Origin of the sequence: Bacillus sp. PPSBB_11, assembly GCF_038023285.1 — a bacterium.
Taxonomy (GTDB): domain Bacteria; phylum Bacillota; class Bacilli; order Bacillales; family Bacillaceae; genus Bacillus; species Bacillus altitudinis.
Genome location: NZ_CP150633.1, coordinates 3673772 through 3700048, shown reverse-complemented (window position 1 = coordinate 3700048; position 26277 = coordinate 3673772). Strand labels below are relative to the sequence as shown.

The window sequence follows — 26277 nt, the reverse complement described above, 5'->3', positions numbered from 1 at the left end:
GTTGTATAAATCGTAATCATTCTTTTTATATTGGATTAAAGGTGGAAAGATTTATGGCAAAGCCAATTATTGAAATGAAGGACATTTCGTATTCATATGGACAGCGAAATGTCATCGATCACATTCATTTAACAGTAGAGGAAGGAAACTTTCTAGCACTTGTTGGACCGAATGGATCTGGTAAAACAACCTTATTAAAATGCCTGCTTGGCTTGATTAAACCACAGCAGGGAGAATTGAAGCTCTTTGGCACACCTGCTCAAAAATTTAAAGACTGGGATCAAATTGGATTTGTTTCTCAAAAGGCGAATAGCTTTAATACAGGTTTTCCTGCTTCTGTATACGAGGTCGTGGCAAGTGGTTTAACGGCGAAGATTGGTTTATTCAAACGCATGAGTAAGCAGGATAAGCTTCAAGTAGATGAGGCCATCCGCTCAGTTGGCATACAGGACTTAAAACACCAAAACATTGGTGAGCTTTCAGGCGGGCAGCAGCAGCGTACATTTATTGCCCGTGCACTCGTCAGTCAGCCGAAGCTGCTTATTTTAGATGAGCCGACTGTGGGTGTAGACCAAAGAACAGTAGAAGGCTTTTATCAGCTGTTAGAAACATTGAACAAAGAAAAAGGAATGTCTTTAATTCTCGTTACACATGATGTAGGAACCGTTTCTGACAAAGTCACGCATGTGGCTTGTTTAAATCAGACACTTCATTTTCATGGAGATGCGGAAACGTTTGATTCGATGGATGATCAGGCGCTTTCTCAGTTTTACGGGCATGACATTCAAGTGATTCATCACGATCATCACCATCATGGGGGACATGAATAATGCTATTTCCATTTTTTCATTATGAATTTTTACAAAATGCGTTTATCGCAGGTATGCTGATCGGCTTTATTGCGCCCTTACTTGGTGTATTTATTGTCGTGAGAAGGCTCTCTCTCATCGCAGATGCGCTTAGTCACGTATCACTTGCTGGGATAGCGGCAAGTTTATTCCTTGATAAAAAGTTTGGACTTTTGACAGGGGTTAGCCCGCTTTACTTAGGAATGGCTTTTTCTGTGGCTGGCTCGTTGTTTATTGAACGTCTGCGCTCTGTGTATAAACATTATCAGGAGCTGGCAATTCCCATTATTTTATCGGGTGGTATTGGGATCTCTGTTATTTTCATTTCACTTGCAAATGGTTTTAATACAGATTTGTTCAGCTATTTGTTCGGAAGTGTCAGTGCGGTTTCAAGGCTCGATCTTTGGATTATTGTTGGGATCTCACTTGTCGTTGTATTAGTGGTTGTGCTCTTGTATAAAGAATTGTTTTTGCTTTCTTTTGATGAAGAACATGCGAAGGCTTCTGGTATTTCAGCTAAGTGGATTCATTTTATTTTTATTTTAGTCGTTGCACTTGTCATCGCAGCATCGATGCGTATTGTTGGTACACTCCTAGTGTCCGCACTCATGACACTGCCTGTTGCGGCAAGTATTCGGATTGCCAAAGGGTTTAAACAGGCGATTTTCCTTTCCATCTTATTTGGGGAATTGTCTGTTATGGTCGGCTTGATTTTAAGTTATTATCTTGATTTAGCGCCGGGTGGAACCATTGTGATGCTGTCTATTTTGATTTTAATCGGGTGTATTAGTATTGGGAAATTCAGAAGGGGGAATCATCATGAACGTACAAGAAGCGCTTGATTTATTAAAGGAAAAAGGCTATAAATATACAAGCAAACGTGAAGATATGCTTCAATTGTTTTCTGATTCTGATAAATACTTGACCGCTAAAAATGTATTAACAGCATTAAGTGAAGATTACCCAGGGCTTAGTTTTGATACGATTTATCGAAACCTGTCTTTATATGAAGATCTTGGGATATTAGAGACAACGGAATTATCAGGGGAGAAACTGTTCCGTTTTAAATGTTCGTTTTCCCATCATCATCATCACTTTATTTGTTTGACGTGCGGTAAAACAAAGGAAATCGACGCTTGCCCTATGGACAAGCTTGATGCTGATCTAGAGGATTATCACATTAGCGGACATAAATTTGAAATTTACGGAACGTGTCCTTCTTGCGAACCGAAAGAAGTTCATTCATGAAAGAAGCCAGCCGATGGGCTGGCTTTTTGTTTTGTGATCTTGAAAACGTTTTACAAAGGATAGCTGTTTCATTAAAATGAGAACAACAGATCATCTATAGAAGCAGATTTGAGTCTTTAGAAATAGGGGGAGGGTCAAAAGTGGCGTATTATATCGTATTCGATGTAGGCGGGACAAAAACAAAGCATGGGGTCATGGATCGACATGGTGAGCTGATCACGAGCGGCGACTACGAAACAAACTGCAGGCAGCTTGAGCCGTTTTTAGAGGACATGGAGAACGTGGTGAAAGAGTATCAAAGGACTTGGGATATCAAAGGGATTGCGATGAGTCTTCCGGGGTTTGTTGACAGTCAAACGGGTTATACGGAATTTGCAGGAGCGATTATTGCTTTAAATGGCCAAAATGTCAAAACGCTTTTGGAAGAAAAAACATCACTTTGTGTAGAAGTAGAAAATGATGCGAACTGTGCAGCTCTGGCTGAAAAATTTAGTGGTCATGCGAAAGAGTGTGACAGCTTTATATGTATGACGCTTGGGACTGGTGTCGGCGGCGGTATTTTTGCTGGCGGAGAGCTTGTTCGCGGTGCCTCTTTTCGCGGCGGTGAATTTGGCATGATGCTGACAGAAACAGAAAACGGTCAGTTTACGACACTCAACAGCAGTGCTTCGACAGCTGGATTGATACGAAGCTACAAAGAGCAGCAAGGAATTCCACAAAGTCAGCAAATCGACGGTCAAGAAATCTTTGAAAAAGCCAAGCAAGATCCGGCCATTGAGAAGATGATCGATCAGTGGTACAAGCGAATCGCAATTGGCATTTACAATGTGGCAACAGTTCTCAATCCAGAGAAAATCCTCATTGGCGGGGGCGTGAGTGCAAGGCCCGATTTGATTCCAAACATTGAGAAACATTTACATACTTTGCATGCATGGAAAAACATACAGGTGACACTGGAAACGTGCTATTACTTCAATCAGGCAGGTATGATGGGTGCACTTTATCATTTTTTAATAAAAGAAGGACATCATCGTACAATCAAAAAGCCGATACATTAAACGTATCGGCTTTTGATCTGTTTTAGTAAGCAGTTTGCAGACGCTTTTCATACTGTTTGATCCATTGGGATGCTTCTTGCCAGTTATTAACGCGAATGATCCGTTCATCAATTGGCATTTGATTATACGGTGAGTTAAACAGAATCACTGGAATGTCAGCTTCTTTTGCAATCATTGTGGCATTGCCATGGTGATCTTCAAAAAACACATCGATCTTATGTTTTTGAACAGCTTCCACCTTATGATGTCCGCCAACAAGCTCGATATCGTCGTAATGGACATGATTCTCCTCAAACCATTTGTAGGTGATGTCTGAGTGATGCTGCCTTCTGGCTGTGATATAAATCAATTGATGATGATGTTTCATTTGATTGAGGATTTCTTTTGCACCCTCGGCAGGCTTTGCCTGTTTATAAATAAGAGGCTCATACTCATTCATCCAGCCCCAAAATTCTTCATTTGAAATCTTTAAAAGCTTCGTCAAATCATATTCCGTCATATCATCTAGTGTGATGTCACATTGAAACGACTCATTTAAGTAGGGGACAAAGGTGTCCTGCGCCGTGACTGTGCCATCGATATCAATTCCTAAACGTAACATGCCCACACTCCTCATATTTATCCTCTTAAAGTGTAACATAATCAATTCACAATTCCAGCAAGTTTTAGCAAACATGAAACAGACATTTTTGCTCATACTAAAAAAGCTCCTTTCTATTAACCAAAAGGGGGAATTGATCATGGAAAGAGACGAAGATTTCAGAAGAAATGATCGTGAAATCGACACACACTTTAGTAATGATGATGGCTATTTAGAGGAAACAGCTGCTGAAATTGCAGAGCCATATCAAGCATCAAGAGATCGTGAAGACAGAAGAGAACGTGACCATGTAGGTGACGATTCAGGCAGTAAGGGGATAGGCTATACAGCACTCGCGATTGCGATTATCTCATTATTTGTCTTGCCGGTGCTATTAGGCGTAGCGGCAATCGTCGTTGGTTATATTGCAAGAAGAAAAGGAGCACATGCGCTTGGCGCGTGGTCAATCGGGATCGGAATCGTTTCCGTCATCCTCGGCATCTTTATCACCCCGTTCTTTTAACAGGACAGGAACAGAAAAACGCCTGACAGTGATGTCAGGCGTTCTTTTTTATGCGTTCGCTTGTTTTGCTTTTTCAGCTTCCATTTTTGCATAATGTTCTTCAGCGATTTTATCGATTTCTTTTTTCAGTTCTTCGACCATTGTTTCTTCTGGCACTTTCCGAACGATTTCACCTTTGCGGAATAAGAGGCCTTCACCTCTAGCGCCAGCGATGCCGATATCAGCTTCACGCGCTTCACCTGGACCGTTTACAGCACATCCGAGAACAGCTACTTTGATCGGTGCTTTAATTTTAGAAATATATTCTTCGACTTCATTTGCAATGCTAATGAGGTCAATTTCAATTCGTCCACAAGTTGGACATGAGATGAGTGTTGCTGCATTTGATGCAAGGCCAAATGATTTTAATAATTCACGTGCCACTTTGACCTCTTCGACCGGGTCAGCACTTAATGAAATACGGAGTGTGTTACCAATCCCCATATTCAAGATTGCGCCAAGACCAGCTGCACTTTTAACCGTACCTGCAAATAACGTACCTGATTCTGTAATCCCAAGATGAAGAGGATAATCAAAGGCTTTTGCTGCTTTTTCGTATGCCTCGATCGCAAGGTTTACATCAGATGCTTTCATACTGACAATGATGTCATGAAAGTCTAGGTCTTCTAAAATTTTAATGTGATGCAGTGCACTTTCAACCATACCATCTGCTGTTGGATAGCCGTATTTATCAAGAATCTTTTTCTCGAGTGAACCGGCGTTTACCCCAATACGAATTGGAATGCCTTTTTCTTTTGCCGCTTTCACAACAGCTTCGACTTTTTCTCGTCTTCCGATGTTTCCTGGGTTGATACGAATTTTGTCTGCACCTGCTTCAATGGCTTTCAGTGCAAGCTTGTAGTCAAAATGAATGTCGACAACAAGGGGGATGTTGATTTGTTTTTTTATGTCCGCAATCGCATTTGCTGCACGCTCATCTGGGCATGCGACACGCACGATTTGACAGCCAGCTTCTTCTAAACGTTTAATTTCAGCTACTGTCGCTTCGACATCATGTGTTTTGGTTGTCGCCATACTTTGAATGACGACTTCATTGTTTCCACCTATAGTTAAAGGTCCCACTTTGACGGGACGCGTTTTTGTACGATGTGTGACTTCACTCACTTGTCAATCGCTCCTTAGTGTACATGCAATTCGTTTGCAGTGTACGACGTGTTTTACATCTCATATTGTAACAGTCTCTTCGTATGAATGACAAGGAATTAACGTTTTATCTCTTATAGACCGGAAACTTGTATGTGCTGCCTGCCCGAATTTCGTTCGCTTTGACGCCTTGATTCAGTGCTTCAAAGTCTTCGATCACTTCATCTAATGGCTTACTTGTATGCACGATAGAGACGACGGTTTGTCCTTGTTTAACAGTGACAGTTTTATATGCCTGTTTTTCAGCTGTTTGAAAGGCGCTGGCGGGAACAGCAGGGCCTTCCTGAACGGGGATCGTTCCATTTTTCAAATCAAAAAAGATAATAAAGAGGACAAACAAACTGACTAGTAAAAAAATAATTCGCCGCATTTTACTCACCGCTTTTAAGAGTTTACTTCAGTGTATGTTTGTCCCTGAGTTGATAGAACCAAAAAGAGTGAAAAAGCTAGGGAAGGGCGGTTCTAGTGAGTTCTATTATGACTTGTAATCGGAAAAATCTTTGATAAGCCGAAGCGCTTTCTTTATTATGATAAAATAAAAAAAGGGGGAGAGTATATGAAGAAAATCAGTCAGTATATATATGTAAGAACACTAACAGAAAGTGATGCAGAAGCTCTATTAACACTTGAACGAGAGAATCGCACCTATTTTCAGCAATTTACACCTTTGGTTCAGGATGATTTTTTTACTGTACCTCGTCAAAAGGAACGGATTAACCGCAGTATGCAAAGGCGTGCAAAAGATGAAGCCTACATGCACGGTATTTTCTTAAATGAAACAGATGCATTAATTGGAACGATCTCACTCCATTCTGTTGAAAGAGGACCGATTCAAGGGGCTTTGCTTGGATATGTGCTTGATGAAAGGCAAGGCGGGAAGGGGTATATGACAGAGGCGATTCGTTTGATTATCGATTATGCCTTTTATGAACTGTACCTTCACCGTATTGAGGCTGGCGTAAAACCATCTAACATTGGTTCCATTCGTGTGCTTGAGAAGACAGGGTTTGAAAATGAGGGACTTCATCGTAAAAAAGTAAAGATCAATGATAAGTGGGAGGATCACTATTTGTTTGCGATCATCCATCCAGATGAGTCATAGGGTCAAAATAAATAAAAAAGCTCCCCGAAATGAGGGAGCTTATTTTTTTGCAGGTATTTCTTTAACGACAAGATATAAGAAAATAAAGTTAATCACCCAATTTAATAAAAATGAGTTCGCAACCGGCGTGTTTAATGCACTCATGATGGCGAAAAAGACGGTTGTTAATGTGAGTGAATAGGCAGAGAGCTTCCAAAGCATTTGAAAGGACAGCTCTTTTTGCTGCATTCGTTTAATAAATGTGCCAAGCATGGCTAGGAATGTTGCGCTGATGAACATGAGAGCAGCAGTAGATAGGTACAGCAGGACACAAATGACAGGGATAATGATCGCTTGATTCTGGTTTGTGACGCTGGCAAGTTCATCTTTTGTGAGTGTTCCGCCAAGCAGCTGGTATGGAATATCTGTCATTTGTCCGTCAATGGCAATCACTGCTTTTTCTTTCAATAACGCAATGGCTGTTTGTTTTGATTCAAGCTCACTTGATTTTATTTTTTCAGCGGGATCAAAGATAATCGTGATGCCGTTTTCTTCTTTTTCGATCGGCGTGCTTTGATCCGCTTGAAGCGTTCCTTTTTCAATGGAAAAGTCGGGTAAATCTTTTTTAATCACATGCTGAAATCCTGACATCGCATTTGAAATCTCTTGGCTCATATGATAGCCCTGGGGGACAGCTGCGATGATCGAAAGGATAAAGATGAATAAAATGGCCTTTCCAATCCCAGTAAAACGTGCTCTGGCAATATCTTTTGGTGAATAAATTCCTTTTAACAATAAACTAAATACGTTCAACCGATTCACTTCCTACATTCTTTTCTATTTCTCACATTGTATCAATGTCTATCCATCCAGTACAAGTACGGCCTTCATTGCTGGTTAAGATAGAAGGAATGAGGCATAATGTATACAGCATATAAAAAGGAGGCGGCTGCGGATTGGACGTGCTATATTGGGTTTTGATCGGCTGTGCATTTATCATTGCGTTTGTGGGACTTGTCTATCCAATCATCCCTAGTGTGGTTTTCATGGTTCTTGGGTTTATTTTATATGGGCTCTTTTTTAGCTTTGAGAAATTGACGCTCACCTTTTGGCTCATTCAAGCCATGTTTACAGCTGTGTTATTTGCCGCGGATTATGTCTCCAATTTGATTGGGGTGAAACGCTTTGGTGGCAGCCGGGCGGCCATTTGGGGAAGTACCATTGGGCTTTTAGCCGGTCCTTTTGTGATTCCGATTGCTGGAATTATCATTGGTCCATTTATCGGCAGTGTCATCGCAGAGCTGCTCGTTCATCAAAAAGATCTGAAGACAAGTGTGAAAGTGGGGCTTGGCTCATTAATTGGTTTTGTGTCAGGCGTATTTGCAAAAGGGTTGATTCAAGCACTGATGCTGGGAATCTTTTTGTTTTATGTGCTTCGCTAAATGGAAAATCGGTGTTTAACACTCTTTCAGAAGGGTTAAATACAAAATAAACACTGAAATGTTTCAGATCATGAGCAATAACGTTGAAACAAGCCGTTTCTTTTGATACTCTTTGATTAGGGTGAATTGCTTGCTTACTAAGGAAGCATTTCAGTACATACATTTCTAAGGAGGAATTTAACCATGGCTTTTAAACTTCCAGAATTACCATATGCTTACGATGCATTAGAACCACATATCGACAAGGAAACAATGACGATTCACCACACAAAACACCATAACACTTATGTAACAAACTTAAACAAAGCAATCGAAGGTGTATCAGCTCTTGAAGATCAATCAATTGAAGAGCTAGTGGCTAACTTGAACTCTGTGCCTGAAAACATTCGTACAGCTGTACGTAACAATGGCGGAGGACATGCGAACCACTCATTATTCTGGACGCTTCTTTCACCAAACGGTGGCGGCGCACCAACTGGTGAACTTGCAGATGCGATCGAAAAAGAATTAGGCGGATTTGAAAAATTCAAATCTGATTTCGCTGCAGCAGCTGCAGGACGCTTTGGTTCTGGTTGGGCATGGCTTGTTGTGAACAATGGCAAACTTGAAATCACAAGCACACCAAACCAAGATTCTCCTTTAACTGAAGGAAAAACACCAATCCTAGGACTAGACGTTTGGGAGCATGCTTACTACCTAAACTACCAAAACCGTCGTCCTGATTACATTTCAGCATTCTGGAATGTTGTGAACTGGGATGAAGTGGCTCGCCTTTACAGCGAAGCTAAATAAATGATTTGATTTGAAAAGACCTGCTTCTCTCTGAGAGCGGGTCTTTTTATATTTTCCCTCCTTTTTTTACATATCTGCCTTTTGATGAGACAGACTATTGTGTAGAAAAGGAGAATGAATGATATGAGCAGATTAAAGAAAATGTTCGGGGACATGGATGTCACAAGAGATTTATTGCTCCTCCTCACGATTGGCGGATTATACGCACTTGCGATTGCGCTTTCGAATACGTTTGTGAACGTGTATTTATGGAAACAGTCTGGGCGATTTACAGACCTTGCGATTTATAACTTGGCGATTGTTGTCCTTCAGCCCATTACCTTTTTATTTGCTGGACGGCTCGCTAAAAAAATAGATCGTGCATTTGTCCTTCGTTTCGGTGTCATCTTCTTAGCCGCTTTTTACTTAATTGTTCTCATGGCAGGAGAGCAAGCGGCAGCTCGGCTCGTGTTATTAGGCAGTGTGCTTGGAATCGGCTATGGTTTTTACTGGCTTGCCTTTAACGTGCTCACTTTTGAGATTACTGAACCTGAAACAAGGGATTTCTTTAATGGATTTTTAGGAGTGCTTACCTCTACAGCCGGTATGATCGGGCCGCTCATTGCAGGAATTGTGATTTCTCAATTAACGGATGATACAGGCTATACAGTGATTTTCACTTTATCGCTTTTTTTGTTTTCACTAGCGGTTGTGATGAGTTTTTTCCTCAAGAGGAGACAATCAAAAGGAAAATTTATCATTAAGCAAATTTGGAAAGAGCGCCATGCGGACGAGAATTGGCGTAAGATCACAACTGCTCACTTTTTTCAGGGGCTCCGTGAAGGCGTGTTTGTCTTTTTAATTAGTGTCTTTGTGTTTATTGCAACAAACAGTGAGCTTGCTTTAGGCACATTTGGTCTAGTCAATTCAGGTGTTGCCTTTTTTGCCTATTTTTTTGCTACTCGTTTGATTAAGAAAAAATGGCGCAAAAAAGCGATTATGTTTGGCGGGCTTATTTTATACGGCGCTTTATTTTTAATCGTCTTTCACTTGTCCTATGTATCACTGCTTATGTACGCTGTAGCCATTGCGATCGGCTACCCGCTTCTGCTAGTTCCGTATGTCTCTTTAACTTACGATGTCATCGGTCATGCCAGATATGCAAGAAAAGCCCGAATTGAATATATTGTCGTCAGAGAACTATTTTTAAATGCCGGGCGTATTTGTTCGATTGTCTTTTTTCTTTTATCTGTCACCTTACTGGGCGATCGGCTTGGGATTCCTGCTTCACTAGTCGTACTCGGAGCGGGGCACACCCTTATTTATTATTTTGTAAAGGACATTCATTTAAAAGAGAAAACAGCTGATATAGAAGAGGCTGACGGTCAAAAGCCTGTTTCTCAAACGAACCTTATGAAGGGAGAAAGGTAAAATTTCTTACCAATGGAACATCAAATTTCTAGATAAATGATAGAAAAACCGCTAAAATGATGATGGCACCTTTTATACACAAAAAGGGGTGCCATTTCTTTCTTGATAGAAAAGGTGATGTGATGAGAAACAAGAAAAACAAAAAAGACGCGAAGGAAGGGCGCAAAACACTTCCGATCCGGCTGAATTTATTATTTTTAGCTGCGTTCATTATTTTTACCGGTGTTGTGGTCAGACTCGGTTTTGTGCAGATTGTGAATGGAGAAGATTATAAAAAGCAGGCAGAAAAACAAGAAGACGTGAATGTCAGCTCATCTGCTCCGCGCGGAAAAATTTATGATCGAAACTATAACACGATTGTCAGCAATAAAGCGCTAAATGCCATTACATATACGAGAACCTCGACGACTTCACAAGAAGAGCGGCTCAAAGTGGCAACAAAATTAGCGGATATGATTCACGTAAGTACGAAGAAAATCACAGATCGTGATAAAAAAGATTTCTGGATCTTAACCCATCCGAATGAAGCGAAAAAGCTTGTTCAAAAGGAATCCGATTTAAAGGGTGACGATAAGGTCTCTGATGATAAACTATACGAGCTCCAGCTGAAACGCATCACAGACAAGGAATTAAATCAACTGACGAAAAAAGATTTGCAAGTGCTTGCGATTAAAAGACAAATGGATGCAGGCTATGCACTTACGCCTCAATTCATAAAAAATGAAGACGTTAAACCAAGTGAAATTGCTTACGTCTCTGAGCATTTGGACGAGTTGCCAGGTGTAGATGTCACAACAGACTGGTCACGCAGCTATCCTTATAAAGGACTGCTCCGCAGTATGCTCGGCAGTGTGTCTTCAAGTGATGAAGGTCTTCCGTCGTCACTGCTTGAACATTATCTATCACTCGGCTACAGCCGAAATGATCGTGTAGGAAAAAGTTATCTTGAATATCAATATGAAGATGTCCTGCAAGGTCAAAAAGAAAAAGAACAAAGTACAACGGATAAAGAAGGCAATGTCACAAGCTCTAAAGTGTTAACAGAAGGAAAGAGCGGGAAAGACCTTGTGCTGACGATTGATATTCAGCTGCAAAAAGCGGTGGAAAAAATTATCGAAAAGAACTTGAAAAGTGCGAAACAAAGAGGCGGCACAGAACTTCTTGATCGTGCGTTTGTTGTCATGATGGACCCGAGAAATGGGGAAGTGCTCTCGATTGCGGGTAAACAGATTTCCAATAAGAATGGGACATACAAATTTGATGACTATGCACTAGGAACGATGACATCATCATATGCGATGGGATCAGCAGTAAAAGGGGCAACTGTGCTGACAGGTTATAAAACAGGCGTCCTTCATATTGGAAGCACCCAATACGATGAACCGCTCTATATCGCTCAGTCACCGCCGAAAAAATCCTATCAAAATATGGGACTCATTAATGATTTAACCGCACTAGAGCGTTCATCAAACGTATATATGTTTAAAACAGCGATTGCAATTGGGAAAGGGGAATATCGTAAGAATCAGCCGCTCCCAATTGATACAAAGGCGTTTGATACGTTCCGTTACAATTTTAGTAAATTTGGTCTTGGAGTGGAGACAGGTATTGACCTGCCAAACGAAGCAACTGGCTATCGTGGAACGTCTACACAATCCGGTCTTTTACTTGACTATGCGATTGGACAATATGACACGTTTACACCGCTACAAATGGCGCAATACGTCTCAACGATTGCCAATGGCGGCTATCGTTTACGTCCTCAGCTCGTAAAAGAAGTGAGAGAGCCAGATCCGCAAAGAGGCATTGGGGCTGTAACGGAGTCCGTCAAGCCGGATGTACTGAATAAGCTCGATATGACAAGTGATGAGATCAAACGCGTACAGCAAGGATTCAAGCTTGTGATGCAGAACCCAAGAGGGACAGCATATTCGAACTTTGGCAACAAAAAATACAATCCAGCTGGCAAAACAGGGACCGCTCAATCATTCTATGACGGCCCGATTAAAAGCAAACGCGGCACACCGACGTATAACACAACACTTGTTGCGTATGCGCCTGCTGATAATCCAGAAGTAGCGATTTCAGTTGTCGTGCCTTGGGTGTATCAAGATTACAACCAGCGCTATCCGATTACAAATGATATTGGTGAACAAGTATTAGACAAGTACTTTGAACTGAAATCGAAACAGGAAAGCAATGATACACAAGCGAAGAACAAAAACAAAATTGAAAATGAAGCAGAAACAAATAACTAGACCTATTCTAGGTAAAAACGCTCACTTTTTGTGGGCGTTTTTTTATATTTTCTTCAAACTTTTCGATATAAATTGACAAAAATCATAAAAAACCCCGCAATTTCTCTACAAATCTTCGACATTTACAAAACCTTAACATTCCATTTAAACGAAATTAATAAAGAACCTTTAATGTATTACTCGTAGGACAAATTATTCAGGGGGTATTCTTGAAATGAAAAAGAACAAATTATGGCTGCTTACTTTCCTTACTATCGCATTGTTAGCATTCGTCACAGCATGCGGAAACAGCAGCTCAAGCGGAGATTCAAAAGACAGTAAAGGAAATGCTTCAAACAAAGATGAGGCATCAGGTTCCATTACCATCTCAGGATCATCTGCGATGCAGCCTTTAGTTCTTGCGGCAGCAGAAAAATTCATGGATAAACATCCAAAAGCCGATATTCAAGTACAAGCCGGCGGTTCAGGAACAGGACTTTCTCAAGTATCAGAAGGATCTGTACAAATTGGGAACTCAGATGTATTCGCAGAAGAGAAAGACGGAATCGACGCAAAAGCTTTAAAAGACCACAAAGTAGCAGTTGTTGGAATGGCTGCAGCTGTTAACCCTGAAGTTGGTGTCAAAGACATCACAAAGGACGAATTGAAAAAAATCTTCACTGGTAAAATCAAAAACTGGAAAGAGCTTGGCGGGAAAGACCAAAAAATCACACTTGTGAACAGACCAGACTCATCAGGAACTCGTGCAACATTTGTGAAATATGCACTTGACGGCGCGACACCTGCAGAAGGAATCACAGAGGATTCTTCAAACACAGTGAAAAAGTTGATTGCAGAAACACCAGGTGCGATTGGGTACCTAGCATTCTCTTATTTAACAGATGACAAAATTACACCGCTTAGCATTGATGGTGTGAAACCAGAAGAAAGCAATGTAGAAAGCGGTAAATATACAATTTGGGCATACGAGCACTCTTATACAAAAGGTGAGCCAGACGGTTTAGCAAAACAATTTTTAGATTACTTGATGAGTGACGAAGTACAAAAAGAAATCGTTAAAGACCAAGGCTACATCTCAGTCTCTAATATGAAAGTAGAAAGAGACGCAACAGGCAAACAAACAGATAAGTAAAAGGTCTTGAATTGATGATGAAGGAAAAGTGGAGCTTTTCACTTTTCCTTTTATGACATTCATAGGAGTGTAGAAAAAGATGAAACAGATAGAACATACAGAAGCGAGCGATCGACTGATCAGCTCGAAAAAAAATAGGCAAATGGATGAAGTAAGAGGAAGTATTTTGGTGAAATTTTGCGCATTCTTAATGATTGCTGTATCAATTGCCATCACAATCTTCCTTGGCATTAAGGGTTTACAATCTTTCATCGTAAATGGTGTAAGCCCAATTGAGTTCTTAACCAGTATCAATTGGAACCCTACAGCAGAAAATCCGCAATACGGCGCATTTCCGTTTATCTTTGGTTCAATCGCTGTCACGCTTCTATCAGCACTTATAGCAGCACCGCTAGGCATCGCAGGAGCGATCTTTATGACAGAAATTGCACCTGCATGGGGACGGAAAATTCTCCAGCCAGTGATTGAACTGCTTGTAGGGATTCCATCCGTTGTTTACGGATTCATAGGTCTTACAGTATTGGTGCCGTTTATTGGACACTTTAAGTCAAGCGGTTCAGGGCACAGTGTTTTAGCAGGAACGATTGTCCTGTCTATTATGATTTTGCCGACTGTTACATCCATTGCAACTGATGCAATGGCTTCACTTCCAAAAAGTTTACGTGAGGGATCGTATGCATTAGGCGCAACAAGATGGCAAACGATCAGACGTGTTCTTGTACCGGCAGCGCTTCCGACATTAATGACAGCGGTCGTGCTTGGAATGGCAAGAGCATTTGGAGAAGCCCTTGCCGTTCAGATGGTCATTGGAAACACGCGTAATTTACCAGAAAGTATTATGGACACAGCTGGTACATTAACAACCATTATTACGTTAAACATGGGACATACAACGTATGGAAGTGTTGAAAACAATACACTTTGGTCAATGGGACTTGTCCTTCTAGTTGTATCATTTATGTTCATACTCATTATCAGATACTTGTCATCTAGGAGGAAGATTTAATGAATAGCAAAATGACCGATCGTTTTGCCACAATCGTTTTTGGATTATGTGCCGCCATTATCACGGCGATACTTGTTGGCTTGTTTTCTTATATCATCTTCAACGGTGCCAAAGAATTAAATTTTGACTTTTTGACTACCCGCTCAAGTGCGATTGGCTCTGGTGGCGGTATTAGGGATCAGCTGTTTAACTCGTTTTACATTCTATTTATTACGATGCTGTTTACCGTGCCTCTTGGCGTGGGCGGCGGGGTGTACATGGCAGAATATGCACCTCAAAACAAAGTGACTGATTTTATTCGTACATGTATTGAAGTGTTATCGTCTCTGCCATCGATCGTCATCGGTATGTTTGGTTTGCTGATGTTTGTTAATTTAACAGGATGGGGCTATACGATCATCGGAGGAGCCCTTGCGCTGACTGTCTTTAACCTGCCAGTGATGGTCAGGGTGACAGAAGATGCACTTCGATCTGTACCGAAGGATCAAAAGGAAGCATCGCTTGCGCTCGGTGTGACAAAGTGGCATACAGTGAAGACGGTTCTGATCCCAGGTGCGATTCCATCCATTATTACCGGAGCGATTTTAGCATCGGGAAGAGTTTTCGGTGAGGCGGCTGCTCTTCTTTTCACAGCAGGTCTTTCAACACCGCGTCTTGATTTTACAAACTGGAGTCCTTTCTCCGATACGTCACCACTGAATATTTTTAGACCGGCAGAAACATTAGCCGTTCATATATGGAACGTCAATACACAGGGAATTATTCCAGATGCAGAGGCCATTGCAAATGGTGCATCAGCCGTACTTGTGCTCTCTGTATTAGTATTCAACTTAGCAGCTAGATGGCTTGGTTCATTTATTCATAAGAAGCTTACGTCAAAATAAATAGTGAGAGGTGTGAAGGGGATATGGTTCAAATGCTAGCAGAAAAAAAAGAGATTGCAGCAAAAAAGGCTCCACTTCAAGCGGAACAGATTCTACAGGTGCAGGATTTAAGTATTTATTATGGTGAAAAAAGAGCAGTCAATCAAATTTCATTTGAAATTGAAAAAAATGCAATTACTGCATTAATCGGCCCATCAGGGTGCGGAAAATCGACTTTTTTACGCAGCATTAACCGCATGAACGACCTAATTCCAGGTGCACGAAGTGAAGGGGCGATCATGTACGAAGGGTTAAATATTTTGGATGACCGTATTAATGTGGTGAATTTAAGAAGAGAAATCGGAATGGTCTTCCAAAAGCCAAACCCATTTCCTAAATCCATCTACAACAACATTACGCATGCGCTAAAATATGCGGGTGAAAAAAGGAAATCAGTGCTTGATGACGCGGTAGAAGAAAGCTTAACAAAGGCAGCGCTATGGGATGAGGTCAAGGATCGCTTGCACCGCTCTGCCTTATCATTATCAGGAGGCCAGCAGCAGCGCCTCTGTATTGCACGTACCCTTGCGATGAAACCTAGCGTGCTTTTATTAGATGAACCGGCTTCTGCCTTAGACCCGATCTCAAATGCAAAAATTGAAGAGCTATTATCGGAATTAAAACATGATTATTCGATTGTCATTGTCACACACAATATGCAGCAAGCGTTACGTGTATCTGATCATACAGCCTTTTTCCTGAACGGTGATCTAGTGGAATACGATGCGACTGAACGTATCTTTACACGTCCTGCGCAGCAAAAAACAGAAGACTATATTAATGGTCGATTCGGATAAGGCGGGTGGATTTTGATGAATGCAGTAGCAACTGAAACAGCCAAAAAAGAAGTGTTTCGTGTGAATGATATGAACCTTTGGTACGGACAGCATCATGCACTGAAGCATATTGATTTAGACATTAAAGAGCACGAGGTCACAGCGATTATCGGTCCGTCCGGCTGCGGAAAGTCAACATTTATAAAGACCTTAAATCTCATGGTCAAAACAGTGCCAGGTGTGAAAATCACTGGGGATATGATGTATAACGGTGACAATATTTTAAAAGGCCGTGTCGATCTAGTGGAACTGCGTAAAAACGTCGGGATGGTCTTTCAAAAAGGAAACCCATTCCCTCAATCTATCTTTGATAATGTCGTCTACGGGCCAAGAATTCACGGGGTGAAGAGCAAGCAGCAATTGAAAGAAATCGCTGAAAAAGCGCTTCGTGATGTTGCCCTTTGGGATGAAGTGAAAGATCGATTAAGTGCGCCTGCATTAGGTCTTTCCGGCGGTCAGCAGCAGCGTCTTTGTATCGCAAGAGCCATTGCCACAAGCCCGGATATTCTATTAATGGATGAACCAACATCTGCGCTTGATCCTGTTTCAACATTAAAGATTGAAGAATTAATCATGAAACTGAAAGAGAAATATACGATTGCCATTGTGACGCATAATATGCAGCAAGCGGCAAGGGTATCCGACCGAACAGCGTTCTTCTTGATGGGCGAGCTTGTTGAGGTCAATGATACGAATGTGATGTTCTCAGAGCCAAATGATCAAAGAACAAATGATTATATATCAGGACGATTTGGATAATCAAAACCCCCCTGGAGGTCAATGCCGCCAGGGGGGTTTTGATGTTATTTTGTTAAGGCTTTGACGATTTGTTTGAATGTCATACCTGTTTTTAAATTGAATTTGCCGGCACGAATTTCTTTATGGTAGCCTGCGTCTATCACATAATCATTAAAATCTTTAGATGAGTTGATGATTCCGTCCTTTTCAAGCATGTCTGAAACATCACTTGTGCTCATACCGTTTTTAATCACGAATTTAACCGTTTTGCCTTTTGGCTTGTCCGTTGTTTTTTTATCGTTCTGAGAATCGCCGTCTTCATTTGCTTTCAGCGCTTTTTCTTTATAATCAAGAAGTTGTTGATATGTTTCACGGCTGACGGAGACTTCTTTTTTAGAGTCTAAGTAATTTTTCACGTCAGTGTCTGTCACTTTCGCTGCGAGGGTTTCTTTTGTTGTAGAATCAGCTGCCGCTTCATCTTTTCCAGTAAGGAAAAAGACGATCGCCAGAACACCAGTTGCAAGAATCATACCTGCTGCAAACGTTTGGATGCTTTTTTTCGTCATACAAGCACCCTCTCGTTGTCTTTAATGATCATGTTCACATCTTCTACAGATACATGCTCAGCGCGCGCAATCGCCTCAGGAGACATGCCATTTTGATGCTTTGAAATGATTTGTCTTGCAATAGATGGATCAATTTCTGAATGCTTGCGGACAACGATGTTTGTTTCAAGCAATTCTTCTTCAAGAACCTTCATTTTCTTTTTCAGTTTATAGATTTCTTGCATTGCAGATAGTTGAAGTGTTTCAAGTTCCTGTTCGACTTCTTTAATCGGCTCTCTTTGAAAATATGAGAATGCGATCAGTACAATACTGACAACAAGCAATCCGATAATTGCAATTTCCATGTTTCATCACCTTTTATTCATATTTTAATGCTGAAAGCCAAAAAAGGCTCTCATGATTGTTTCAGACAGTTTTCGACCCTTCTTTTTTATACCATAAAAAAGCTAGTTTCAAAAGGAATTGCTGAAAAAATCACCTTTTTTTCATCATTTTTCTTTTTATAGGGAAACCGAGTATGAAAACCTTGCCCGCTGTTAAAATAAAAGAAGACGGATCAGATGAAAAAAAGCTGTGGAACAAAGAGGGGGTTCTCATGTATACAGTACGACAAAGAACGTGTTTTTATAGGGGAGAAGGCGATTTTTCATCACATGACCAGACAATATGGATCAGGATGCGGGTGGAATGCATTGAAAAATGAAATTGGTGAAAAAACATTCTAGCATTCCTTAGCTAGAAGTGGTATTATAGTTAGGTCTGAATGTGAATTGATTTTAGTTTGGAGGGAAAAACATGCGCGTAAATATTACTCTAGCTTGCACTGAATGCGGTGAGCGTAACTATATTACTAAAAAGAATAAGCGAAACAATCCAGATCGCGTTGAATTCAAAAAGTATTGCTCACGTGATAAAAAACAAACTTTACATCGTGAAACAAAGTAAGCAGCAGGGAATTTTCCTGCTGTTTTTTTATGATGGGAGATGAACCTGTATGAAAAAGAAGCTCCGCCTTCAAACATTAGCCATGCTTGATCAGATAAGCGCTGAAGAGTTCAATCGCCACGCCGCTCTACTTCATGAACACGTGTTGCAGCTGCCAGCATGGAAACAGGCGAAAACGATTGCTTTGACTATGTCTAGGGGAAAAGAAATACCGACAATGCCTCTGATTGAAAAAGCGTGGGAAGAAGGAAAAACAGTTTGTATTCCCACCTGTTTTCCGAGAACAAAAGAGATGGTGTTTTATGAATATACACCTGAAACAAAGATGAAATCTAGCTACTTTGGGCTATTGGAGCCAGACCCTCTTGAGTCTACAGCTGTACATAAAGAAGCCATTGATTTGATCATTGTCCCTGGGGTGTGCTTCGATCAGCACGGCTACCGTATCGGTTACGGAGGCGGCTATTATGATCGCTACTTAGCGGACTACCACGGGGTAACCATTGCCCTTTGTTTGTCTTTACAGCAGACAAGGCATATTCCGGCTGAAACGCACGACATACCGGTGTCTATGATTGTCAGTGAAAAAGGTACGTTATATCAAAAGTGAAAGCCCGCTCATTGTCCAAAAACGGGCTTTTTGTGTTGAGATCGTTTCATTAGCTCAGGGCATTTTAGCTAGTAGGAGTCATATATTGAAAAAATTTCGAGGAAAGAAAAGATACTTCCGTAATTTGTGGGAGGAAGTGAATACTTTTGACTTACAACTCGAACATGATTCATGGGTTTATTTTTGGCATACACACCTTGATTTTTTTGGAGTCGGAAAAATAAGAAGAGAGTATATCAAAGCGTTCAAAGATTTAATCGACCTTCATCAATTTGGCGGTTCTTATGATCAATCAGAGTGTGAAGAGGTCTATTATATCCAATCAAAAGAACAAGGGATTAGAGTGTGAAAGTAGATCGCATGGTAAGAGATAAAAATGATGGTTCATGCATAAACAAATCCTATTTAAGCCACGATACGAACATAGGAGGGAATATGATGAATAAAATGATTTGGAGCATTGTGTTCACACTGTTTGCATTCGTTCTTGTGCAAAATCGTTATCGGCTCATGAATTTGATCTTAGGTCAAAACCAAGTGCGTCACTTTTTTATTAAATGGCTGATGAAAATCCCATATTTTCGGACGAAATTTATTCGCCAAGCATTCTAATCCCGCAAAAGCCGGGATTTTTTTGTTGAGAAATGCGTATAAGAGTAATTCTTGCTATAATAATGTAAAAAATGGAGCGCGAATGAATGAATGTCATAGATAGTCTATTTTGGCGAGTGATTGATGAACTCAGACAAAAAGGATACGAGATGATTCAAAGTCCGTACCCAGAAGATGAAATCTTTTTTGAAGCACCACGAAACTCAGGATATGATCTCATCCGTCTATATAGAAGAGATGTGAATTTTAGACAGGAGATCGTTCGAGATATGGAAGAGCAGGCCTTTCGGATGAATCAGTTAAGAGAAGCCATGCGTAAACGTTCTCTTCATCTCCTGCAGCTACAATTTACAGCTGATCATCCAGTAGATGATTGGGAAGACATAAACGGTCAACCGCAAAAACAGCAAAAGGTGACGGTGACACCTGTTTTACTGAATGAAGAAACCCTTCAAAACGATGGACACGAGCTGCAAAAATGGTTGAATACATCACTCTCGATTGATGTAGAAGAGGCGAAAGCAGATACAGTCGAAGATGTGATGCAGCTTAAAATGAACGTGCTTCAGGCATTTCAAGATCAGGAAAAGCAGCGTGAACGAGAACGGGCCGTTTTTCAAAATGGCAGACCGATTTTTACCTATTTGTTAATTGCAGTTCAAGTGGTGATGTTTCTTTTACTTGAATTATCTGGTGGAAGTACCAATACAGCCACTTTAACAGCATTCGGTGCGAAAAATAATGTGCTGATTTTAGAGGGTGAATGGTGGCGTTTTGTGACACCTATGTTTTTACACATTGGTTTGACGCATTTACTCTTTAATACATTTGCTCTTTGGTCCGTTGGAGCGGCTGTTGAGAGAATTTATGGTTCAGGAAGATTTTTGCTCATTTATTTAATTTCCGGCATCTTTGGCTCCATAGCGAGCTTTGTGTTTAATACAGCCATCGCAGCAGGAGCATCAGGTGCGATCTTTGGCTGTTTAGGCGCATTGTTATATTTAGCGATCTCTAACCGGAAGCTCTTCTTTCGTACGATGGGGACAAATATTATCGTGATTATCCTCATCAACTTAGGGATAGGTTTCACTGTATCAGGGATTGATAATGCAGGGCATCTTGGGGGGCTTGCTGGCGGATTTTTAGCCGCTTTAGCGGTCCGTCTTCCTAAACAGTTTCAGCCTGTCAAAATGCTTCTTGCTAGTCTTCTTCTCCTTCTTATTGGCGGCTTTGGATTGTATACAGGGTTTCATTCAGACGATCAAAAAGAAGCGGCGGCAACTAGCGAGGCAGCGAGTTTATTTGATGAAAAGAACTATAGCGAAGCAAGTCAGCGTCTAGAGGAATATGTAAAGCAAAAGGATGCCTCAGCTGAAGCACTTCATATATATGCGCTTTCCGAAGCGCAGCTTGGACATCTTGACAAGGCCATTGAGTATTTGCAAAAGTCGCTTGAAAAAGATCCAAATGAGCCGAATAAATTGTATCACTTATCGTTGTTATATGTAGAAAAAGGCGAGACAGAGGAAGCAGACGACTTCATCGAAAAAGCATTAAAACAAGATCCGCAAAATGACCAATTTTTAAAGTTGAAACAATATATTGAAAACACTCAAACACGTTGAATGACTTGACTGAAAGCGTATTTATGAATACGCTTATCCTATCTGTTGATTTAGAGAAATGGTGAAAATAATGAAAACGTTATATGATGTACAGCAGCTGCTCATGAGATTTGGAAATTACGTGTATTTCGGAGATCGTGAAGTGGAATTAGAATTTATGGCAGATGAATTGAAGGAAATGTACACATCGGGCATCATCGATCGAACTGAATGGTCAAACGCAATGACCATCCTTCAAATGGAACTAGCCAAATTAAATCGAAAAACAATGTGAAGGTGGAGGACATATGACAGGGGATTGGTTTGTAGGAGTTGATCTTGGCGGTACGACAATTAAGCTTGCGTTTATTAATCTTTATGGTGAAATTCAGCATAAGTGGGAGATTCCTACGGATAAATCTGGGCAGACAATTACAGTCGACATTGCCAAGTCAATTGACCATAAACTAGTTGAGATCAGCATGCCGAAATCAGCACTAATTGGGATCGGTATGGGGGCACCTGGACCAGTGGATAAAGTATCCGGAATTGTCTATAAAACAACGAATCTGGGCTGGACAAACTATCCCTTGAAAGACCATTTAGAGGCAGAGACAGGACTTCCATCTGTCATCGAAAATGATGCGAATATTGCTGCACTCGGTGAAATGTGGAAGGGTGCAGGTGATGGCGCCAAAAACATCCTGATGGTTACACTGGGCACAGGGGTTGGCGGCGGTATTATTGTCAATGGAGAAGTGGTTCAAGGCGAAACAGGTGCTGGTGGAGAAATTGGTCATATTTGTGCCGTTCCATTTCAAGGAGCACCATGTAACTGCGGGAGAACAGGCTGTATTGAAACCATTGCGTCTGCCACAGGTATCGTCCGAATCGCAAAGGATACATTACAAACAAAGAGCCATACATCATCACTTGGCTCACTTACTTCGCTGTCTGCAAAGGATGTATTTGAGGCAGCAGAAAACGGAGACGAACTGGGGATGCGTGTCGTAGATGAAGTGACAACCCATCTTGGTCTTGTCCTTGCGAATCTGGCTAGTGCCTTAAACCCAACAAAAATCGTCATTGGCGGGGGTGTATCTAAAGCGGGCGAGCTTCTTCGCAGTAAAGTAGAGCGTGTCGTCAAACATCATGCCTTCCCCCCATGTGCTGAGGATGTTGAAGTGGTGATTGCCTCACTAGGAAACGATGCAGGCGTGATCGGCGGTGCATGGATGGCAAAAAACAAGTGGCTGTCTTGAACAAAAATGTCATAATGATGTCATTTTTATTAAAATCAGCGATAGATAGGCATGAAATTGAATGTTTAGCATATTCATAAGTTTGTCATGGGGAAAAAGACATTGATTTTCCAGCATAGACAGGATAAGATATACTTTAGTTATTTTTGAAGAAGCACCAATAATTGGGGATGTCCCTAACCTGAGTGCGTTTTTAGCATAAGGAGGTTACAATGCGAAAGAAAAGATTAAAGGCGATTTCATTTTTACTGATTGCGACTTTGTTAATGTGGGTGAAAACCTATGTTATCTATAAATCTAGTTTTAATATCAAAATTGAAAATTTCATGCAGGAATTTATCCTGTTTATTAATCCGCTTAGCTTTCTCTTGTTTATCTTCGGTATCGGTTTATTCTTTAAAGAAAAAAATCGCAATCGATATATCATTGTGACGAGTTTTGTTCTGACATTTATTTTGTTAGCTAACATTGTATTTTATCGATTCTACAGTGATTTTCTAACCATCCCCGTCCTATTTCAAACAAACAATATGGGTGACCTCGGGTCAAGTATTACCTCTTTAATTGAACCAGTTGATTTTCTGATGTTTGTTGATATCATCATTTTAATTTGGCTCTATAAAAAACAGCCTTCCTTTAGAACAGATGTAACGATTTCACGTAAGGGACGTGCAGCTTATTATTTATTTGTGGCAGCCACTTTCTTTTTTAACCTTGGTTTGGCTGAAACAGAAAGACCAGAGCTGTTAACTCGTTCATTTGACCGTGAGATGCTAGTGAAAAACATCAGCTTATATAACTTCCATATTTATGATGGGGTTCTGCAATCGAAGCAATCCGCTCAGCGAGCACTTGCCGACAGCAATAGTTTAACTGAAATTGAAAACTATGTAAGCGCAAATCAAACAGACCGTAATGAAAAGACGTTTGGTCAAGCAAAAGGACGAAATGTCATTCTAGTATCGCTTGAGTCTACCCAGAGCTTTGTGATCAATGAAAAATTGAATGGGAAAGAGATCACGCCGTTCTTAAACAAATTGATCAAGAAAAGCTACAATTTCAGTAATTTCTATCATCAAACGGGTCAAGGGAAAACATCCGACTCCGAGTTTATTGTTGATAATTCACTCTATCCGCTTGGAAGAGGAGCTGTATTTTTCACAAATCCAAGCAACGAGTTCAAAGCCGCACCTGAGTTGTTAAAAGAGGAAGGCTATCATTCTTCTGTTATTCATGCGAATAACAAAAGTTTCTGGAACCGTGACCTGATCTATGACAGCTTTGGCTACGACAAATTTTTTGATATTAAATCATTCGATGTAAATGAAGAAAATTCAGTTGGCTGGGGACTAAAAGATGGTCCGTTTTTTGAGCAGTCAGTGGATTTAATGAAAACGATCCCGCAGCCGTTCTATACGAGATTGATTACATTAACGAACCATTTTCCATTCGACTTAGATGAAGAAGATAAGCTCATTGATGAATATGACTCAAAGAGCAAAACGTTGAACAAATACTTCCCTACAGTGCGTTATCAAGATGAGGCACTCAAGCTTTTCTTTAAAAAAATGAAGGAAGCAGGGTTATACGATAACTCCATTTTTGTGTTATATGGGGATCACTACGGGATTTCTGAAAACCATAACGAAGCAATGGGACAATTCTTAAACAAAGACATTACACCTTTTGAAGAAGTTCAGCTTCAAAAAGTACCATTTGTTGTACACATTCCTGGTATCACGGATAAACATCCAAAAGAGATTGATACAGTTGGCGGCCAAGTGGATATCCGTCCAACAGTCATGAACCTTCTAGGAATCGATACAAGCAAGCAAATTCAATTTGGTCATGACCTATTATCAAAAGATACAAATGACTTCACAGTGCTACGAGATGGAAGTTTTATTACGAAGGACAGTGTTTTCACAACTGGTGTGTGCTACAACAAAGAAACGGGTGAGCCGAGAGAAGATGAGTCTGCTTGTCAGTCTTATGAAGAAAAGGCAAAACAAGAGCTTCAATTCTCTGATCAAATTATCTATGGAGATCTCCTTAGATTTTATGATCGAAACAACTCGGACCATTCACCATCTAAAAAAGAAGATGACACTGAGCTAAAAAAGGCGTCTTAATTTAAAAGAAAACCTCTGCTATTTACATGCAGAGGTTTTCTTTTTTTACTTACTGGTTCATATAGTGTGAGAGGGGAGGGATGTAAATGAAAAAGTCGCTTGGCACAATTGAATGGCATCTGGGTGAAGCAAGGAAGGAGGATGTGGCAAAGCAGCTTGGTATAGGGAAAGAAGCTTTCCGTTTATCCAATCAGTCAAATACGGAGCACCTCCTTTTACCGGGGTATAGACTTCCAGAAGGGACCCATTCATTTCAATCGGTAGGTGATGTGCAAAGCTTCATTGCGCCTTACCGGCTCCAGCAATCAGATGAATGGATCAGCGGAACATTTGAATATGATAGCGCTCACTTAGAACGAGAGCTTCAATATTTGAAAGCTGTTTTTCCTTTTCTTCAGATGAGTGTGATTGGTCAATCAGTGCTTGATACGCCCATTTATGAAATCCGTACGGAGCCTGTACAACATTTACATTCCATACATGTTAATGCCTCTTTTCATGCAAATGAATGGATCACGACCTCCGTTTTATTAAAATGGCTTAAATCACTTTGTTTAGCGGCCTCGGACCCAGTGCAAGCAAGACATCACGAAGCGGTTCGTATATTGCAGACCACTGCTTTGTCTATTGTCCCGATGGTAAATCCAGACGGTGTTGATTTGGTTCGCAATGGTCCAGAATCTTTAGGGCTGTGCGGTGAGGAGTTCGCGCCGCTAAATGGTGGATTTTCCGATTATCGAGAATGGAAGGCGAATATTCGAGGAATTGATCTAAACAATCAATTTCCTGCTTATTGGGAAATCGAATATTATCGTAATAAGCCGAAAGCTCCGTCTTATAGGGATTTCCCAGGGCATCAGCCGTTAACAGAACCAGAAGCGAAAGCAATGGCACATCTCGCCTTACGAAAACGCTTTGACCGGCTAATTGCCCTTCATACACAAGGAGAAGAGATATACTGGGGTTTTCTTGGCCACGAACCGGCCATTTCAAAAGAGACGGTCGAACGGTTAGAACGGGTGAGTGGTTACAAAGCGATTCAATATCTTGATAGCTATGCAGGTTATCGAGATTGGTTTATTTATCAATGTAAAAGTGAGGGCTATACGGTGGAACTTGGGCGAGGTAAGAACCCGCTTTCTATGAGTCAATTTGATTCGATCTATGAAAAAACAAAGCGGTTATTGTGGGAAGCATGTAAGTATTAAAAGCACCTAATTGGTGCTTTCAGCGTGTAGACAAACCCTCGCATTCTTTGTCAGTCCTGCGTGCCAGTGCTCACGAAGGTGAAATTCGCTCCGCACCAGTACTCGTCCTTCCTAGGGCTGCAAAGGTTTTTTATCACGCTGAAAAGAAGACAAAGGGCTAAAATCAAGTTCATTTTCGCCCTTTGTCAACAATCATTTAATCCGTTCAAACCAATCAATTTCTTATGGTCAATAAAAACCGTGCTGATGTGATTGACGAG

At 40.8% G+C, this 26277-nt stretch carries 30 protein-coding genes; 24 read left to right on the top strand and 6 right to left on the bottom strand.

Annotated elements, in window-relative coordinates; all coding sequences use genetic code 11:
• Positions 1-53 precede the first annotated feature (53 nt).
• The 4 genes from V7L95_RS18285 (at position 54) to V7L95_RS18270 (ending at position 3154) form a co-directional block, all read left to right on the top strand.
• Complete coding sequence (locus V7L95_RS18285; protein ID WP_008342368.1) at positions 54-830, top strand: ABC transporter ATP-binding protein; 777 nt, start codon at positions 54-56, stop codon at positions 828-830.
• Positions 830-1690, top strand: a complete 861-nt coding sequence (locus V7L95_RS18280) for a metal ABC transporter permease (RefSeq protein WP_007501274.1) — start codon at positions 830-832, stop codon at positions 1688-1690. The genes V7L95_RS18285 and V7L95_RS18280 overlap by 1 nt, the downstream gene beginning before the upstream one ends.
• A complete protein-coding gene (locus V7L95_RS18275; RefSeq protein WP_003217433.1) occupies positions 1668-2096 on the top strand; it encodes a Fur family transcriptional regulator in 429 nt (142 codons plus the stop codon). Before V7L95_RS18280 ends, V7L95_RS18275 begins: the two co-directional genes overlap by 23 nt.
• A gap of 140 nt (positions 2097-2236) precedes the next feature.
• A complete protein-coding gene (locus V7L95_RS18270; protein WP_340967674.1) occupies positions 2237-3154 on the top strand; it encodes an ROK family protein in 918 nt (305 codons plus the stop codon).
• A 22-nt stretch (positions 3155-3176) separates the two neighbouring features.
• On the opposite strand, the gene V7L95_RS18265 is transcribed toward V7L95_RS18270, so the two are convergent.
• Positions 3177-3755 (bottom strand): nucleotidase, encoded by a 579-nt coding sequence (locus V7L95_RS18265; RefSeq protein WP_008342361.1) that lies wholly within the window; start codon positions 3753-3755, stop codon positions 3177-3179.
• 139 nt (positions 3756-3894) lie between these two features.
• Between V7L95_RS18265 and V7L95_RS18260 the strand changes: the two genes are divergently transcribed.
• Complete coding sequence (locus V7L95_RS18260) at positions 3895-4257, top strand: DUF308 domain-containing protein (protein ID WP_008342359.1); 363 nt, start codon at positions 3895-3897, stop codon at positions 4255-4257.
• A 48-nt stretch (positions 4258-4305) separates the two neighbouring features.
• Here V7L95_RS18260 and ispG read toward each other — a convergent pair whose 3' ends face one another.
• Both ispG and V7L95_RS18250 read right to left on the bottom strand, forming a co-directional pair.
• Entirely contained in the window at positions 4306-5421 is a 1116-nt protein-coding gene (gene ispG / locus V7L95_RS18255; protein WP_008342357.1) for a flavodoxin-dependent (E)-4-hydroxy-3-methylbut-2-enyl-diphosphate synthase, read from the bottom strand.
• Positions 5422-5527: 106 nt separating this feature from the next.
• Positions 5528-5830 (bottom strand): hypothetical protein, encoded by a 303-nt coding sequence (locus V7L95_RS18250; RefSeq protein ID WP_007501268.1) that lies wholly within the window; start codon positions 5828-5830, stop codon positions 5528-5530.
• A gap of 186 nt (positions 5831-6016) precedes the next feature.
• On the opposite strand from V7L95_RS18250, the gene V7L95_RS18245 reads away from it, so the two are divergent.
• Positions 6017-6562: a GNAT family protein gene (locus V7L95_RS18245; RefSeq protein ID WP_135226696.1), complete on the top strand. Its 546-nt coding sequence runs from the start codon at positions 6017-6019 to the stop codon at positions 6560-6562.
• A gap of 39 nt (positions 6563-6601) precedes the next feature.
• Here V7L95_RS18245 and V7L95_RS18240 read toward each other — a convergent pair whose 3' ends face one another.
• Positions 6602-7354 carry a DUF1189 domain-containing protein gene (locus V7L95_RS18240; RefSeq protein WP_007501266.1) on the bottom strand — a complete coding sequence of 251 codons (753 nt, stop codon included), beginning with the start codon at positions 7352-7354 and terminating at the stop codon, positions 6602-6604.
• A 143-nt stretch (positions 7355-7497) separates the two neighbouring features.
• Here V7L95_RS18240 and V7L95_RS18235 point away from each other — a divergent pair, with 143 nt between their 5' ends.
• From V7L95_RS18235 to pstB (V7L95_RS18195), 9 genes are all read left to right on the top strand, one after another.
• A complete protein-coding gene (locus V7L95_RS18235) occupies positions 7498-7983 on the top strand; it encodes a DUF456 domain-containing protein (RefSeq protein ID WP_017358001.1) in 486 nt (161 codons plus the stop codon).
• 183 nt (positions 7984-8166) lie between these two features.
• Positions 8167-8775, top strand: a complete 609-nt coding sequence (gene sodA, locus V7L95_RS18230) for a superoxide dismutase SodA (protein ID WP_007501264.1) — start codon at positions 8167-8169, stop codon at positions 8773-8775.
• 123 nt (positions 8776-8898) lie between these two features.
• Positions 8899-10185 carry an MFS transporter gene (locus V7L95_RS18225; RefSeq protein ID WP_008342348.1) on the top strand — a complete coding sequence of 429 codons (1287 nt, stop codon included), beginning with the start codon at positions 8899-8901 and terminating at the stop codon, positions 10183-10185.
• A 122-nt stretch (positions 10186-10307) separates the two neighbouring features.
• Positions 10308-12443 (top strand): penicillin-binding protein 2, encoded by a 2136-nt coding sequence (locus tag V7L95_RS18220; protein ID WP_129548381.1) that lies wholly within the window; start codon positions 10308-10310, stop codon positions 12441-12443.
• Positions 12444-12657: 214 nt separating this feature from the next.
• Positions 12658-13575: a phosphate ABC transporter substrate-binding protein gene (locus V7L95_RS18215; protein WP_007501261.1), complete on the top strand. Its 918-nt coding sequence runs from the start codon at positions 12658-12660 to the stop codon at positions 13573-13575.
• A 79-nt stretch (positions 13576-13654) separates the two neighbouring features.
• Entirely contained in the window at positions 13655-14581 is a 927-nt protein-coding gene (pstC, locus tag V7L95_RS18210; RefSeq protein ID WP_017357999.1) for a phosphate ABC transporter permease subunit PstC, read from the top strand.
• Positions 14581-15465, top strand: a complete 885-nt coding sequence (gene pstA / locus V7L95_RS18205) for a phosphate ABC transporter permease PstA (protein ID WP_007501259.1) — start codon at positions 14581-14583, stop codon at positions 15463-15465. Before pstC ends, pstA begins: the two co-directional genes overlap by 1 nt.
• A 32-nt stretch (positions 15466-15497) precedes the next feature.
• The gene (gene pstB / locus V7L95_RS18200; RefSeq protein ID WP_008342339.1) at positions 15498-16301 is read left to right on the top strand and encodes a phosphate ABC transporter ATP-binding protein PstB; all 804 of its coding nucleotides are present in this window, start codon (positions 15498-15500) and stop codon (positions 16299-16301) included.
• 15 nt (positions 16302-16316) lie between these two features.
• A complete protein-coding gene (gene pstB / locus V7L95_RS18195) occupies positions 16317-17099 on the top strand; it encodes a phosphate ABC transporter ATP-binding protein PstB (protein ID WP_017367606.1) in 783 nt (260 codons plus the stop codon).
• A 44-nt stretch (positions 17100-17143) separates the two neighbouring features.
• On the opposite strand, the gene V7L95_RS18190 is transcribed toward pstB (V7L95_RS18195), so the two are convergent.
• Complete coding sequence (locus V7L95_RS18190; RefSeq protein WP_035390825.1) at positions 17144-17644, bottom strand: endolytic transglycosylase MltG; 501 nt, start codon at positions 17642-17644, stop codon at positions 17144-17146.
• The gene (locus V7L95_RS18185; RefSeq protein ID WP_003217285.1) at positions 17641-17988 is read right to left on the bottom strand and encodes a hypothetical protein; all 348 of its coding nucleotides are present in this window, start codon (positions 17986-17988) and stop codon (positions 17641-17643) included. The genes V7L95_RS18190 and V7L95_RS18185 overlap by 4 nt, the downstream gene beginning before the upstream one ends.
• Before the next feature lie 451 nt (positions 17989-18439).
• Between V7L95_RS18185 and rpmG the strand changes: the two genes are divergently transcribed.
• The 9 genes from rpmG to V7L95_RS18140 all read left to right on the top strand — a co-directional run bounded on the left by rpmG (position 18440) and on the right by V7L95_RS18140 (position 26017).
• The gene (gene rpmG / locus V7L95_RS18180) at positions 18440-18589 is read left to right on the top strand and encodes a 50S ribosomal protein L33 (RefSeq protein ID WP_008360061.1); all 150 of its coding nucleotides are present in this window, start codon (positions 18440-18442) and stop codon (positions 18587-18589) included.
• Positions 18590-18638: 49 nt separating this feature from the next.
• Entirely contained in the window at positions 18639-19199 is a 561-nt protein-coding gene (locus tag V7L95_RS18175; protein ID WP_206115544.1) for a 5-formyltetrahydrofolate cyclo-ligase, read from the top strand.
• 85 nt (positions 19200-19284) lie between these two features.
• A complete protein-coding gene (locus tag V7L95_RS18170; RefSeq protein WP_008342327.1) occupies positions 19285-19548 on the top strand; it encodes a hypothetical protein in 264 nt (87 codons plus the stop codon).
• A gap of 89 nt (positions 19549-19637) precedes the next feature.
• Entirely contained in the window at positions 19638-19811 is a 174-nt protein-coding gene (locus V7L95_RS18165; protein WP_017367602.1) for a hypothetical protein, read from the top strand.
• An 86-nt stretch (positions 19812-19897) separates the two neighbouring features.
• Positions 19898-21436: a rhomboid family intramembrane serine protease gene (locus V7L95_RS18160; protein WP_076822201.1), complete on the top strand. Its 1539-nt coding sequence runs from the start codon at positions 19898-19900 to the stop codon at positions 21434-21436.
• 70 nt (positions 21437-21506) lie between these two features.
• On the top strand, positions 21507-21710 hold the full coding sequence (locus V7L95_RS18155; protein ID WP_008342322.1) for a YqgQ family protein: 204 nt from the start codon (positions 21507-21509) through the stop codon (positions 21708-21710).
• Between the two features lie 13 nt (positions 21711-21723).
• Positions 21724-22677, top strand: a complete 954-nt coding sequence (locus tag V7L95_RS18150) for an ROK family glucokinase (RefSeq protein ID WP_007501244.1) — start codon at positions 21724-21726, stop codon at positions 22675-22677.
• Between the two features lie 212 nt (positions 22678-22889).
• Complete coding sequence (locus tag V7L95_RS18145) at positions 22890-24809, top strand: LTA synthase family protein (RefSeq protein WP_017357992.1); 1920 nt, start codon at positions 22890-22892, stop codon at positions 24807-24809.
• Positions 24810-24895: 86 nt separating this feature from the next.
• Positions 24896-26017, top strand: coding sequence for a M14 family metallocarboxypeptidase (locus V7L95_RS18140; RefSeq protein WP_017357991.1), 1122 nt, complete (start codon positions 24896-24898; stop codon positions 26015-26017).
• Positions 26018-26277 lie beyond the last annotated feature (260 nt).